Below are 14933 nucleotides of genomic sequence, written 5' to 3'. Positions count from 1 at the left end.
CAATATACGTTTTACGATAAATATTATGGTTTTTGCCACCATACCAATGTGTTGATATCATCTGGACCTTGTTCTGCCACAGCGCTCGAATAGTTTTCCCGATTGGCAGATTGTACATAAATTGGGTAGTTGAGCCTTGCCGGCATTCTTCCCCCATTAAGATGCCCGGAACGGATAGGTAATACTGGATGCCCCGTACGGCGATACTCAAACCAAGACTGCATATCCGTGAAGAAAAGCGCATAATATTTTTGCAGATGAATAAGCTCCATTTTCTCGAATTCGCTGTAAGAATCGTCCCAAGCTACCAAGTCGGATGTCAGATAAAAAGAAGGTACGGTATGGTTCCAAAGTTCTATGCCTGCTACTGTACCTCTTTCATAGTACGTTCGAGCAGGCTGCGCTGTAATCCAACCTTTAACGGCTGCCTCTGCCAATATTAACTGCAATTCACCATAGTTCAGGATATTACCCAATAGCGGGTTTGACATCAATCCGGTATGCAGTGCAGAACCGGCCACTGGTGGCTGTCCCACAGGATAACCACTCGGCACACCAAAATAATCGCCATCAGCCAATGATACCCAGGTCACGATACGCGGATCGCTCCGTTCGTTTAGTTTATCGATAAAGAAGCTTGCCGAACGAGGCCCATACCAATCTGCAGGTCGCCAAGTCGCGAAAGGCGAAACATAGGGTGCCGAGCCTGACCAACGCAGAATAGCCGAATCATCATTATTAAGCATAATAGGATAAATTATAGGCGATTCATCTACTATTTTCTTGATGATTGCGGGGGTATTTAATTCCGTTTTGTGGGCCAAGCGTAGGGCCAACCGCAAATAGAGGGAATTTCCAAATTGGCGCCATTTCCAGGTATCACCGCCGAAAATAGGATCGGCGTTGCCATTGATCTTAAATGTAGGATTTAAGCCGCGAAGTAAAGTATTAGCTTCTTCCAGTTTTGCAAATAGTGCCGGATAAATGTCCTGCTGCTTATCAAACACTGGACGCACCGCATTAAGATCTTTTGCTCGCAAGGCCTCGCTGAAAGGAATATCGCCATAGATATCCGTCAGGATTGAAAATATCCAAGCCTCGCAAATTTGGGCGATAGCCATATATTCCGGCTGGTTTAACTCCTCTGCAAATTCATAGATATCCCGAAAATTGCGCAATTGCAAGTACAAGTTATTCCACATATAATCAGCTTCACTCGTCCGAATATCATAGCGGAAGATACGGCCGTCCCCATCGCCCATGTTGACCGTCACCTGCATCAGCTCATTGGTAATACGTTGACTGCGGCTCATATTATACGTAACCACTTTGGTAATTGCCGGTGCCAGTAAGTTTTCTGGCTGCACACGCGGACTCGAGTTGGGATCGGTATTTATTTCCTGAAAATTCTTGTTACAGGAAGGCACGAGCATAAGCGTCGCCAACCCCAAGCCAAGTATGTATATTGATCTTTTAATAAGTTTCATCTTCATCATTCATTTTTTATAATCCTATAACGAGATTCACGCCGAAAGTCCGTGTTGCTGGAAACTGACCAAGCTCAAACCCACGGGTGATGTCGCCGTTACCTAATGTTCCAAATTCAGGATCAAATGCTGGCCAGCTTGACCAGATAAATAGATCACGACCAAACACCCCTACGGAAGCACGCTGCAACCCTATATGCGAGAGCACAGAGGGACTTAATGTATAATCAAAGCGCAATTCGCGAAGCTTTAAGAAATCTGTTGAATAGGAGGTTCCTTCAACATTGTCACGCCCAAGGTGAGCATTGTAGTAATCCCAAACATTGGTTGCTATAACGTCGTTCGGACGGTAAGTCCCGTCACCATTGGCAATCACACCGTTTCCGATGATACCATTGTAACGGCCTGGCAAGGTGTTTCTTGTTTTGCCTTGCTCGCCGTGTACAGCAGAGGTCAATGAATAGCCCACCGCGCCAAATTGCGCATCAAACATAAAACCTAAACGGAACTGCTTATAACGAAATTCATTGTGTAAACCTACCCGCCATGCCGGATTGGTTTGACCGATATATTGCATAGTATCCGTCAACTGTGGAATACCGTTTTCATAAACAATCTGTCCATCCGGAGCGCGCTCATATCCTCGGCCATAAAGATCGTCCATACGCGCACCAACTTTTGCAATAATAGCGCCTCTACTTCCGGGACCATTTTGCAAGATCATTTCACGTAATTCATCTGTCAGTTCCAATACCTTATTTTTATTGGTGCTGAACGTCGGGCTCATCGTCCATTGGAAGTTTTCATTGCGAATTGGCATAATGCGTGACTCGATCTCCAAACCACTATTTTGAATCAAACCCGCATTCACTAATATTGTGCTGGCTCCTGACGACCTATCGACCGTGGCCGTTAAATGTTGATTTGAAGTTTTGGAGGTATAGTACGTCATATTGACGGAGAATCTACCTGCGAACATCGAAACGTCTGCCCCTGCCTCATAACTGGTGGTATATAGGGGTTCCAATGTGTAGTTCGGCATCCTTGTTGGATTAGATCGACCTCCAGGAAAGATAGATTCAACGAGATAGTTGTACGATGTCACATAAGGCACGTCAGAACCGCTTCCCACGCCAGCAATCGAACCGCGGAATTTAACTAGCGAAAATTGCTTAGGTAAACGTACAACATCCGAAAGCACAAAGCTTAAGTTAAGCGATGGATATTGGAAGGGGTCACCCTTATTAATTGGAGAAGCCAAAGCACTATTCCAGTCATTTCTAAAGGAGAAATCCGCAAAAAGGAATTCTTTGAAAGATAACGTTCCTAAAGCGTAAAGACTGTTGGTTACCTGTTCTTCCTTATGTGGCATACTTACAAGGTTGCCTGCGGCATTTCCTAAGTTGAATATTCCTGGGTAGGCTAGCGAGTCAGCATTGTTTCTTTCTAAATTGCTTTCACGTCTTCGGGTGCTTCCCCCTGCTGTTAATCGTAATTTAAGATCCGGTGTGATTTCTTTTTTATAAGTCAACATCACATCAGACGTTGTTTCCGAACTATTAATAGACTGCGTCCTGTACATCCCTTTACGGAATTTCTCGGTATCCCAAGGTCGCTGCTGGCTCCTGCTTTCTGCATTTAGATCCATGGTTGTTCTAACCAAAATATCCCAGTTTTTTGAAAATTGATAGGTAGCATCCACACTTCCCGTCAAACCATGGCGCTTATTCTTGTTCAACATTTCGTTGGTAATGAGATAAGGATTGTCAACCAAACTACTAAATGGATAATTTTGTAAAATATTCTCTTGGCCAATACGCCAATAGTCAGTCAACCAATCTAAAGAGGCATTGGGTTGCCAAAAAGCATTCCAATACATCAAAGACTGATTATTATAACCAGTAGACGGCAAGTTATCACTACGGTTTTGGCGGTAGTTGATCCGCGTTTGTATTCGTAATTTATCAGTTACGCTATGACCGGCTGTTAAGGATACGTTGTTTCGTTCGTACCCTGTGTTTGGGATAATCCATTTATTTCGCAAATCGGTGAATGAAAATCGAATTTGAGTTTTAGCATTACCACCATCCAAACTCACAGAGTTGGTAAAGGTTGTTCCCGTATCAAAAAAGTTTTTACGTTCATTCGGATAAGCCTGCCACAAGGTGCGCTCAGTTGCCCGCGTTTGGGTTACGGGGTCGTATTGGAAAAAGTATTGCCCGTCAAACTTAGGCCCCCAGGCTGAACTCGTGCTGCGTGTGCTTGCTCCATCGATACCTGCGTTGAAGGAGTAAAAGCGAACGCCTTCGGTACCTTGTCCGTATTCATATTGGTAATCTGGCCATCTAGAGATTGATTCCATCGTGGCATTTGACGTAATGGTGACGCCGATGCCTTTTCTAGCCCGACCTGATTTTGTGGTAATCACAATGGCACCATTACCGCCACGCTCACCATAAAGCGCAGTCGCATTTGGCCCTTTCAAAACCGTAAGTGTCTCGATGTCTTCAGGATTGATATCATTGATTCCCGTTCCAAAATCCGTTGGCGAGTCCCCGCCAAGATAGGCTCCAGATCCATTACCAATCTGTCTACCGCTACTTTGGCTTACCATCACACCATCAATAACGATAAGTGCCTCATTACTTCCCGTGAGGTTGTTTTCTCCACGAAGAATAATTTTGTTTGACCCAGCAGGACCAGCTCCAGAGCGCACGAGGTTCACACCGGCAACGCGGCCAGATAACGCTTCACTCCAATTGTTCGGCATCGTCTGAGCAATATCTTCACCTTTCACTTCAGTAGCGGCATAGCCTAAGGCCTTTTTCTCTCGCGTAATACCGAGAGCAGTAACCACAACCTCTTCCAAATCGCCTGTTGTTGGTAATAAGGCAAAGTCCACTGTGGAAGTGCTGCCTTCGCTCACCGTGATCTTTGACTTGCTCATTGTTTCAAAAGATATGTATCTGGCGGTAAGGGTATAGGTACCCGGAGCAGCTGAAATGGTGAAACGACCGTCTGCATCTGCAATTACGGTTCTGTTTAGTTCCACAATCTGCACAGATGCTGCTGCTAATGGCTCGCCTTGGCTATCCGTAATAACACCGGTAATACGGCCTGGGCGCTGCTGTTTTTTTAAGACGAGCGTTCCATCAGCCTTTTCTTCGTAGGTTAAGGCAGTTCCTGCAAAGAGGCTTTTTAATACCGCGTCGACGGACGTCGCTCGGTACGCCTGTTGGCGCACTTCGATATTTACTAGATTAAGAGCTTTATCGTCAAAGGCCATATCGATGCCATGCTCGGCCTGCAATTTTTTGATTGCCGCATACAAGTTTGTATTGGATACTGAGAAGTCCACTTTCCGAAGATGGACCTGTCCGCTAAGCGGAGCGGCTAACAGCAATTGAGACACTGTTAAACCGATTAGATAGATAATAATTGTCGTACGCATCATTATTCGTATGAACAACAGGTTTTTATTCATATTTTTATTGTCTTAGTAATTCATATTAAGCTAAGTGGCCGTGCTAAGGGTCTCAAGCTGAGCTTGGCCAAACAAATGTAAACAGGTGCCTCTTTGGCGCCTGTTTTGTTTATCGATTAGTAAAGTATTATTCCATTATCTTCCCTCCTATAGTTTAGCCGGTGCATGCCACAGATAACGTCTAAGGTTTGCACGAGCGAGCGGTTGCTATGTATTTGTAAATTGTATGAATAGTTTTTGGCAGATTTTTTTTCGTTGCGTAACCGAACGCCGTATATATTATAAATGGCCTGCGCCAGCTCCGAAAAAGTCGCCTGTTCTAAAACAACTCGTCCCTCACGCCAAGAGCCAACAACAGCATCTTGTTGTGTAAGGCTCTCACCACTACGAGTTTCGTAAGACAACATTTGGCCTTTGGTTAGTTTATTTAATTCTTGTCCGGCATTATCCCAAACCGCGACCTTTCCATGCTCTACTCCCACGCGAAATTTGTCAGCAGCCGTATAGGCTTGAATATTAAATGCTGTACCCAGCACTTCAATCTTGATGTGCTCAGTTTTAACAACAAATGGTTTTTCCGGATCGGGCGATACGTCGAAGAAGGCTTCACCCTCCAGCTGCATAAGGCGCGCCTCCGTTCCATATCCGGCTTCGACAGACAAGGTTGAGTTGGCATTAAGCCATACGCGTGAACTATCTGGCAGCGTGATCAATTTTCGTTCTTTTGTTCCTGTCGACGCGGTAAAGGCTGCTACATAATTCGACAGCTGCACTTCTTTGCTATCAATATCAAAACGCTGCTGCAGCTGAGTCCAAGAAAATACAACTGCAAAGAGCGCCGCTGCGCTTAAGCTTATCATCAGGTATCGGTTTCGTTGCAACCACGATGGTTGCTTTTTCGACACCGGCAAATTAGCCCATATACGCTGCTGCATAGCATCTCGCTCCATTTTACTATCGAATAGAGGCGAACCCTCTTTCTTCACAGAAAAAGATTCGTACCAGATATCTACAGCCCTACGTTCCGCAGGTGATGCGCTATTATCTTCGTATTTACGGAGTAGTTTTTTTAGCTTATTAAATATCACTTTCCTTCGCTTTTCACACATATAGTGAATCGAAACGCGGAAAAGTACTTCAAGAAATTGTTACGCCTTTGTTAACTTTTTATAAACAACATTAAAGCTGCATAAAGAGAAGAGGATATCTCAGGATGTTTTTCAGTCAATACATGCTTCAAGCGTTTCAAAGCTTGAGAATTGTTGTTTTTAACAGTTTGTTGGGATAGGTTGAGGGCTTCTGCAATTTCTGCTATCGTGAATTCTTCGGTACGCAACATAAAAATCTCACGCATATTATCTGGGAATTGTGCGATTGCTGCTTGCAGCGTTTTTTGAATTTCGCCTGCAGCAATAACTTCAAGAATGCTATCCTCGAATACTTGCATGTGGAGAAGCAAATGATCCACAACGGTTTGGTGCAGTCGCGATCTAGAAAAATGTCGTATGATTTTATGCTTTAAAGCTCCGTGTAAATAAGCTGAAATGGATGTGGAAATTTGAATACTGTGCCTGCGTTGCCAAAAATCAGTGAAGATATCTTGCACCATATCTTGCGCTTCACTATGACTCTTTAATCTATAGTAAGCTTCTTTAAAAAGACCCTCCCATTGCATATGAAAGATATCTGCAAAAATATCTTCCCGCCCGCACTTCATCCCTTCGAGAAGCTCATTATCTTTAAAAGACCTCATTTCCTGCATGATAATACAAAGATACATATTCCATATTAACAAAACATTAAATTGAATGTAGGCCGATGCATCAGCCGTGGAGTAAAATGAATAACGAAGGGATAGCTGAACAAAATCGAATGAGTTGCTCATTAAGCGCCTATGGGCTTACGAAATTTATGCTTTTACCAAGGAGGCTTATCTTCCTTATACCTATCTTTGCAAGATGATTTATTTCCATATTCCGTTTTGTAAACAGGCTTGTCATTATTGTGATTTTCACTTCAGCACATCCTTGAAGCAAAAAGATGAGATGCTCGAAGCTATGCACACGGAACTCGATCAACGCCAACACTACTTAACCGATCGAAAGGTACAATCTATTTACTTTGGTGGCGGAACCCCGTCGATCCTGAATGCTTCCGAAATCGAGCGATTGATCGACAAGATCAGTTCCCATTACGATGTTGCCCCAGATGTGGAGATTACGCTAGAAGCAAATCCGGATGATTTAGATAAGAAGAAAGTAGAAGAACTTCGCCACACCAGCATTAATCGCTTTAGTGTAGGCATTCAATCTTTCTTTGAGGAGGATCTTCGATGGATGAATCGCGCGCATAATGCCGGCGAAGCCGAATCTGCAATTAAGCGGGTGCAGGATGCTGGTTTCGAAAATATAACAGCGGACCTTATTTATGGTTATCCGCTACTTACCGACGCGAAATGGAAAGCGAACATAGAACAGCTTTTAGCGTTTGACATCCCACATATCTCATCGTATGCCATGACTGTGGAACAAAAAACCGCCTTAGCCTATTTTATCCAACAGCAAAAAACGCAACCTATGGATGAAGCACAGGCGGCAAACCAAATGGAATTCCTAATGGAGACGCTAACGTTGAATGGCTTTGAACACTATGAAATTTCCAATTTTGCTAAGCGCGGACAATATGCAAAACACAACACAAATTATTGGCGCGGTGTTCATTATATGGGTATAGGCCCGTCAGCGCATTCTTTTGATGGCAAGTCCAGAAGCTGGAATATCGCCAACAACGCTCAATATATTCAACAGACGCGAAGTGGCAGCGGCGCGCTGGAAACGGAAGAGCTTACGTTGCGCGATCGGGTTAACGAATACGTTATGACCGCATTACGCACCATGTGGGGAATAGACCTAAATCGAATAAAAGACGTATTCGGGACGGAAATATTGGCAGCAATACAAAAGGGTGTGCAGCCCTTTATAGAAAAGCAACAACTAGCCCTCATCGACGAGCGATATCTTCGACTGACAGCCGCCGGAAAGCTGTTGGCTGATCATATTGCATCGGAACTTTTCATTCTGGATGGGTATGATTAAAATAAAGCATGACACGCCGTGCTCCTTCCCCATGACACCGAAGAGTCTCCATATATAAGAAATTTTAGGACGGTAAATCCTGTGCTTTCCGTAGTTTACATAGGATGGGTATATAGCTCAATATTATTAAGCTCCCCTTTTCGCACGCTAAAACTGCCATAACCATAGCCGAGATTATTGCTGGTCAGACTATATACGATGAAATCGTAATTGACATTTGATGGAACTTTAATCGATACAATCCCTTGAGCATCTGTTACACCTTTTAGCTTAGCGTTAGCAATAACAGTTCTTACATTATCAGATTGAACTGCTGTGTTTGATGGATAAGCTATTACGCCTAATCCTCTTAATGCGGTGAAGTAATCGTAGTGAGAGATTAGTTTGAGTCGTAAGGTTCCTGCAAAGTCAGAAATTTTTACTGACTTTTCTTTTTCGATTCCCGCCACCACTTGTACATATTCCTCGGTCCGGTACCGAAGACCATTCAGGGAAACAGAATCGGCAACAACAAAATAGTTCCTTGGATTTAGGTCTTTGAAATAAACTGATCCTTGCTGATTCGTTCGCATAGTGTCAACGTAGGTTTTGTCAGACCTTTCACCCCATTGATAAAAAGCTTCCGTATCATACAAGTAGACTTTCACGGCCGGAATACCTTTACCATCGTCATCCTGAAGATGGTAAGTTAAAGTTCCATGCGTTTCATTTTCTACCAGCGATACATGCGTCGTTTTCTTGCACGATGAGAGTAAAAGCAACGTGCAAGAAAACAAAAAAAAGACTCTAAGTTTCATAATGCATCAAAGCAGATATTTACTGATAGATGTAAGTTGTATAATTGACAGTCTGCCCCTTTTGCACGCTTACATGTTGATAATTATTGTAAGCAGCGTTTGTAACACTGTTATAAAAATACAGCACATATTCTTTGTCAGAAGGAATTTGTAAGCGCAACGTTCCTGCGGCATCAGTTAGTCCTTTAAACTCTGCAACCCGTATGAAGTAAGTTGTATTTGCCGAGTAATCAAATCTATTCGCTGGGACAACGGCCACACCGATATTTCTTAGTCGCTGATTATTGTAGGATTGTGCGGTTACGGTAAGCGTTCCTGAAAAATCTGTTACTTTCGTTTCTTTCTGCTTTCCATCCCCTGTAATTACTTGGACGTGTTGTTGCACCATATACCCCACATTGTTTACAATCGCAGAATCAGCACGTAAAAAATAGGTTTTAGGATTAAGATCACCGAAATCCACGACGCCTGCAGCATCTGTTGTACGTTGATCAAGTAGCACTTGATATGCCGGATAGGTTCCTAAAAGATCGTATAGCGAAACTTTAACATCAGGCACCCCTTTGCCACTGTCATCGACAAGTTTGTAGCTCAGTTTGCCACTAGTAGAAACAACAACATCGACATTAGTCGTTTTTTCACATGCAGTTAGTATTCCGAAAATCAGAATAAATAAGGTTAATTTGGATTTCATATTTTTGGGTAATGTTTGATGATGCAAATATATTACATCCCTCTATTATTTCTCAAAAAAATTAAAAAACAACCATTGCATTTACTGCAGTGCAGAAATAGCTAGGACATAAAAGCATATTCGCACACTGTCAAGAAGAATGCTTTAACAATAATATATTTAAAAAACTTCAATTTGAACGCTACATCCCCGCATTCTATGGAATTTTCATCACGCATGCCGAAGGTTGAGACTTAGTCATGAAGCAGTTTCTGCGATTGCAAATATTTCATAATTATCGGCGTAGCTCCAGACTTCTCCTGCACATACGCTCGAGCCTTTTCCGCAGCATATGCATACTTTTGATCTACGGCGAAAACCGTCAATAATTCCTCTAATTGTGTAGACTTAGTTATGGAAAAACCGGCACCCAATTCTATAAGATCGACTGCTTCCTGAAACCTGCTGTAACGCGGACCAAAAACAACAGGAAGCCCATAGGTCGCAGCTTCTAGTGTATTGTGTATTCCTGCTCCAAACCCTCCACCGACATAGGCGATTTTCCCGTAGGCATATAATGAGGAGAGCATGCCGATATTATCAATAATTAGTATTTGCGCCGCTTCTTTTGCGCACTCCGAATATTCAGAAAATGATGAATAAAAAATAGCTTTGGGAAATATTTGCTTAATCTGTTGCAAGTGAAAGTCAGACACCTCATGCGGCGCCAGTACAATCTTCCAATCCGGGTGTTTTAAAAAGCAATCCGCAATCAAGCGTTCGTCTTCCGGCCAGGTACTACCTGCTACTAAAACATTAGCGCATCCAGCAATAAACTCCTCCACTACAGGTACATCTCGTCGTTGCTTGGGGAGCTCCGCAACACGGTCAAATCGTGTATCGCCTGCCAACCCTGCATTTTTTATATGGATGGATTTAAGCAGATGGACAGAATCCATGTTTTGAGCGAAGAAGAAGCTAACTTTTCTTAATATTCTCCTAAAAAATGTTCCATACCATTTGAAAAATACCTGATCTTCTCGAAATATAGCCGACACTAAAAAAAGCGGAATATTTTGCTTTTTCAGTACATTGAAATAATGGTACCAATATTCATATTTCGTGAATACGGCAAATTTGGGCTGTATAATCGTTATGAATCTTTGCGCATTGCGTGCTGTATCCAGCGGCAGGTAAAATACATAGTCAGCCAATGCCGTGTTTTTTCTGATCTCGTAGCCAGAGGGAGAGAAAAATGTGACGATGATTCTTTCAGTGGGATATTTGCTTTTAATTGCTTCCATAACCGGCCGCCCTTGCTCAAACTCGCCCAACGAAGCGAAATGAAACCAGATCGGATTTCTACCAGGTTCAATCGTTTGCTGCATCTGCTCCATCAATTTCCTTCGGCCCGCAATCCATAATCTCGCCTTTGCATGAAAGGGCGCTATGATCCATAAAATAGTGGCGTAAAAGCCTATCCCGAAGTCGTAGAGAGCGCGCATGTGAAAAAATTATCCGTATATTCGTCAAAGATATTAAACTTTCTCCATTCCAAACATCCGTGAATAATCAACACAAAAAACGAATATTGGTAACAGGCGCTGCGGGTTTTCTCGGATCGCATTTATGTGATCGTTTTATAGCGGAAGATTTCCATGTGATCGGGATGGACAACCTAATCACTGGCGATTTACGCAATGTAGCGCATCTTTTTAAGTTGCCTAACTTCGAATTTTACCAGCACGACGTTTCCAAGTTTGTTCATGTCCCTGGCCAGTTGGATTATATTCTACATTTCGCATCGCCGGCAAGCCCAATTGATTACCTACAGATTCCGATTCAAACATTGAAAGTTGGTTCATTAGGCACACATAATTTATTGGGTTTGGCAAAAAGCAAGTCAGCAAGAATATTGGTTGCTTCTACGTCCGAAGTCTATGGCGATCCTTTAGTTTCTCCGCAGCCCGAAGAGTACTGGGGAAATGTAAATCCTGTGGGGCCTCGCGGCGTATACGACGAAGCAAAACGTTTTCAAGAAGCCATGACTATGGCCTACCACAACGTTCATGGATTGGAAACCCGCATTGTACGAATTTTTAATACCTATGGCCCACGCATGCGACTAAACGATGGCCGAGCACTACCCACATTTATCGCGCAAGCACTAAACGGCGATGCATTGACGATATTTGGCGATGGTACGCAAACCAGATCATTCTGCTATGTTTCCGATCAGGTAGAGGGCATATACCGATTATTGTTAGCAGACTACGCATTGCCTGTGAACATTGGAAATCCGGATGAAATGACCATTATCGACATGGCACAGGAAATTATTGAAGCGACCGGAAAAAGATCGAATATCGTGTACCATTCTTTACCGATTGATGACCCGAAACAGCGGCGTCCCGATATTAGCAAAGCGAGAAGGCTATTGCATTGGGCTCCGGTAGTTAGCCGTGAAGAAGGTCTTCGAAGAACTATTGAATACTTCAGGACTTTACCGCAAGAAGAGCTCAAACGCAAGGACTTCACCTACTACAACCAAAAATAAGTTGCACACGCACCACTGAAAGGCTTGTTAAACGAAAATCTCCAACAAGCCAACTGCATACCAATGAAAATGAGCCATTGCTTCGTTGCAACGACTCATTTTAACAAACTTAAAATCAATCTTATCCGTCTACAAAAGTCCAATTACCACCCTGATAGAAAACTGTCTATTTTCAGTCGTTCTCATTTTTTCATTTCGCGATCACTTCTAGATCTCGCTCGTAGACGGCATTCAATAGCTCGCTCATGCTATTGCACATCGCGTATACAACGTACATTAATAGCAAAATTCTTATTGTTGTTTCCTTGCCCCATAGTAGCCGATGTTTGGTTGGTGACCAAACGGGCAGCATTCAAAGCAGCAGTTTCTGGCGCTATAGATTGGCTTGTCCAGTAGGCCCCGGCATTGCCTCTGCTTTGCAATGCACCAACGGTTGTATTGTTTGCGCCTGCTGTAGGTGTATAAGCGCCGCCAGATGGAAATGTAAGAATAACATTCCGATCGCGGAGGCTACGGAACACCTTCGCTGTGGCATAATTTGTCGGGCCAGCAGTCCAATTGCTTCCTACGTTATCACTCTCATTCTGCGTGGTGTTCGCGAGAAGAAGATTCCATTCATTCCGGGTAGGCACTCTCCATCCCGAAGGACAGGGATCGTTCGTGGCATTTTTCACCGGCGCTGTTTCCGTTCCTGTATTCCAAGCCGTCAGACTTTCCTCTCTGGTAGCCCAATGTGCACCCGTTTGGTTAGCCGTACTGTTCCCATTTCCTCGCGCTGTAATTCTACCCCATTGGAAATAACTCCCAATATGATCCCGAAATCCGATTGAAGCAGTTGCATTCGGCACGTCCGGATTAACGGTCGTTGCTACGCCGAGATTTCTGCGCATCCAATATCGCCCCCCAATGAATGCTGCCTCTTGTCCGGCAATAGTTTCGAAACCATCGGCAGGATTTAATCGCAGACGCACTGTGTAAGCAACTCCCGGCAAGATGTTGATGTTGTTAAAGTTGATCGGTGTTGTTCTATTTAAAGGCCCCACAGTCAACGACGCAATGGACAACGTACCAGCTGTAGTATTATTGGAGAAATAGGCTATATTAGACACCCATTCATCTGCAGCGGTCGTACTCGGGTAAGATATTGTTTGCGTAGTTGTTGTTCCAGCAAAATTGGTAACCGCACCCGTACTTAAGTTAACCGTTGCCGTGCCTCTAGTCGTCCCCAACGTTGTTGCACCTACATTAGTGATTAAATAGCCATTGGTAGCCGACGCGTCAATCAGTACCTGCATAGGGGAAGTAAGATGGCGTAAGATGACATTTAAATTTACTGTAGCCTGGGAAGAGACCGTAATCAGCCCCGAATTAAATACCATAAAACCGTTAGCTACTGGAGCGTTGGCTATGGTAAAGTTCGACGCTGTGGTTCCTGTAAGATTCTCAGTTGGCGCTGTATTCGTATTATAGGAGTAGGCAATAAATGTATATTGCCCGTTGGGCAATTGCATCGCCACCCCATCTGCAGGTGTGACCGTACCGTTCGCTGCGATACTATATACTTTTGCCTGAACGAAATTCCCCCCACTGTTGTAAGCAGCAAGCCGAAAGGATATGGTTCGCTGTATAGGGCTAACCACTAATGCAGCACGTTTTCCGCCCGATGAAGATTTCCTTCCACTTGGACGGTACACCGCGGGTTTTGATGTCACTTCTGCACTAATATAGAAACCATCGTCTAAGGGTATTTCCTGAATCTGGACAGCCGGTGCGCTTAACAAGCTTGATTTGTCTGTTGATCTTGAATTATTAGCAGTGGATTTCCCCGCAAAAACTACTTCCTGTTCATCGTACTCTTCCCCACCTAAGCTTACGTTGAGCGTAACGATTTCCTGGCCAAGTTCATTGTCAGTTTTACACGAAAATAAAGATGATACGACTAGAATCATCGTTGTGATTTGTAGCAATTTAATAGTCATGATGATAATGGGTTAAAAAACTACCAGTCTAATTCTCTTTCTTGCTCCTGTAAATCAAACTGTTCTTGCACTCGGTTACCACTATTCGTCGGGGTGACAGTGGTTGAGCTCGCAGCAATACCCATTTCCATTTTTACCATGGTAACGATACTGTGGGGAGCAGTGTAAGCCTTCGAAATCTTGTTTTTGGGATTTTTGTTCTTTTGGATGTGAAAGTTCATGTTTTCGCCTATTTTAAAGTAATACATATATAAAAAAGTTCATCACACTTTAATGACCAATCATTTACACATAAAAAGACCTATCGATCACAGAGTGATGGCAAATTTAATTGTGCAAAAAACCAATCAACGTTCGTAAACAAAGGGGCACTGAGCATTGCGTTTAGGAACTACTTATCCGATTTCAATCCCACGAGCAAATCATGCTGCGTGGAAATATGAAAAACATCTTTTTCGCTTCGTTTTTGTCAAATTTCAAGCCAACTTTAACTAATAGCAAACTAAATAATTAAAAAAAAGGAATTATCCCACTAAGAAACGTCCTTGTGAAGCGACGTAGCAACAAAATTTTTCAATTATGTATACTTCTTCGCTTCCAGCATAAATCCCCCCTTTTCGCTTCTGAAAGGCCATAAGTAGCAACTATCGAATCGATGAGCGATCAGGCTGAAGAATAAACAGTGTAGCCCAAGTAACAGACTCAGGATGCCTGCTTTTTTACAGGAAATAATCCATGCTAATGTTTTACCCAATTTTTTTTAAGCACGATCGAACTTCCTCTTTTTTATGTAGATTTGACAGGAGGAAAATAGAGGTGGCTGGGGAAGCGTCCTAAAAATTACACATCGCTATGATTTGC

11 protein-coding genes are annotated in these 14933 nt (G+C 43.2%); 2 read left to right on the top strand and 9 right to left on the bottom strand.

What is annotated here, in order from left to right; translation table 11 throughout:
- Positions 1-23: 23 nt before the first annotated feature.
- The 4 genes from DI53_RS09915 to DI53_RS09900 all read right to left on the bottom strand — a co-directional run bounded on the left by DI53_RS09915 (position 24) and on the right by DI53_RS09900 (position 6856).
- Positions 24-1487, bottom strand: a complete 1464-nt coding sequence (locus DI53_RS09915) for a SusD/RagB family nutrient-binding outer membrane lipoprotein (RefSeq protein ID WP_037498422.1) — start codon at positions 1485-1487, stop codon at positions 24-26.
- Between the two features lie 16 nt (positions 1488-1503).
- Complete coding sequence (locus tag DI53_RS09910) at positions 1504-4971, bottom strand: SusC/RagA family TonB-linked outer membrane protein (protein WP_037498419.1); 3468 nt, start codon at positions 4969-4971, stop codon at positions 1504-1506.
- Between the two features lie 116 nt (positions 4972-5087).
- Positions 5088-6059, bottom strand: a complete 972-nt coding sequence (locus DI53_RS09905) for a FecR family protein (RefSeq protein WP_169741991.1) — start codon at positions 6057-6059, stop codon at positions 5088-5090.
- 71 nt (positions 6060-6130) lie between these two features.
- Complete coding sequence (locus tag DI53_RS09900) at positions 6131-6856, bottom strand: RNA polymerase sigma factor (protein ID WP_052072307.1); 726 nt, start codon at positions 6854-6856, stop codon at positions 6131-6133.
- Between DI53_RS09900 and hemW the strand changes: the two genes are divergently transcribed.
- Entirely contained in the window at positions 6849-8066 is a 1218-nt protein-coding gene (hemW, locus tag DI53_RS09895) for a radical SAM family heme chaperone HemW (protein WP_241462403.1), read from the top strand. The genes DI53_RS09900 and hemW overlap by 8 nt on opposite strands.
- Before the next feature lie 95 nt (positions 8067-8161).
- Here the strand turns inward: hemW and DI53_RS09890 are convergent, their stop codons facing one another.
- The 3 genes from DI53_RS09890 to DI53_RS09880 all read right to left on the bottom strand — a co-directional run bounded on the left by DI53_RS09890 (position 8162) and on the right by DI53_RS09880 (position 11041).
- The gene (locus DI53_RS09890; protein WP_037498414.1) at positions 8162-8863 is read right to left on the bottom strand and encodes a hypothetical protein; all 702 of its coding nucleotides are present in this window, start codon (positions 8861-8863) and stop codon (positions 8162-8164) included.
- A 19-nt stretch (positions 8864-8882) separates the two neighbouring features.
- Positions 8883-9557, bottom strand: coding sequence for a hypothetical protein (locus DI53_RS09885; RefSeq protein WP_037498411.1), 675 nt, complete (start codon positions 9555-9557; stop codon positions 8883-8885).
- A 233-nt stretch (positions 9558-9790) separates the two neighbouring features.
- On the bottom strand, positions 9791-11041 hold the full coding sequence (locus DI53_RS09880; protein WP_037498408.1) for a 3-deoxy-D-manno-octulosonic acid transferase: 1251 nt from the start codon (positions 11039-11041) through the stop codon (positions 9791-9793).
- Positions 11042-11100: 59 nt separating this feature from the next.
- Here DI53_RS09880 and DI53_RS09875 point away from each other — a divergent pair, with 59 nt between their 5' ends.
- Entirely contained in the window at positions 11101-12093 is a 993-nt protein-coding gene (locus DI53_RS09875) for a UDP-glucuronic acid decarboxylase family protein (protein ID WP_037498406.1), read from the top strand.
- Positions 12094-12341: 248 nt separating this feature from the next.
- Here DI53_RS09875 and DI53_RS09870 read toward each other — a convergent pair whose 3' ends face one another.
- Together DI53_RS09870 and DI53_RS09865 are read right to left on the bottom strand one after the other, a co-directional pair.
- Positions 12342-14072, bottom strand: coding sequence for an FISUMP domain-containing protein (locus DI53_RS09870; protein WP_052072305.1), 1731 nt, complete (start codon positions 14070-14072; stop codon positions 12342-12344).
- A gap of 20 nt (positions 14073-14092) precedes the next feature.
- Positions 14093-14293 (bottom strand): hypothetical protein, encoded by a 201-nt coding sequence (locus DI53_RS09865; protein ID WP_131555224.1) that lies wholly within the window; start codon positions 14291-14293, stop codon positions 14093-14095.
- Positions 14294-14933: the final 640 nt, after the last annotated feature.

The organism is Sphingobacterium deserti, assembly GCF_000757725.1.
GTDB lineage: Bacteria > Bacteroidota > Bacteroidia > Sphingobacteriales > Sphingobacteriaceae > Sphingobacterium > Sphingobacterium deserti.
This window is presented reverse-complemented; position numbering and strand designations above follow the sequence as displayed.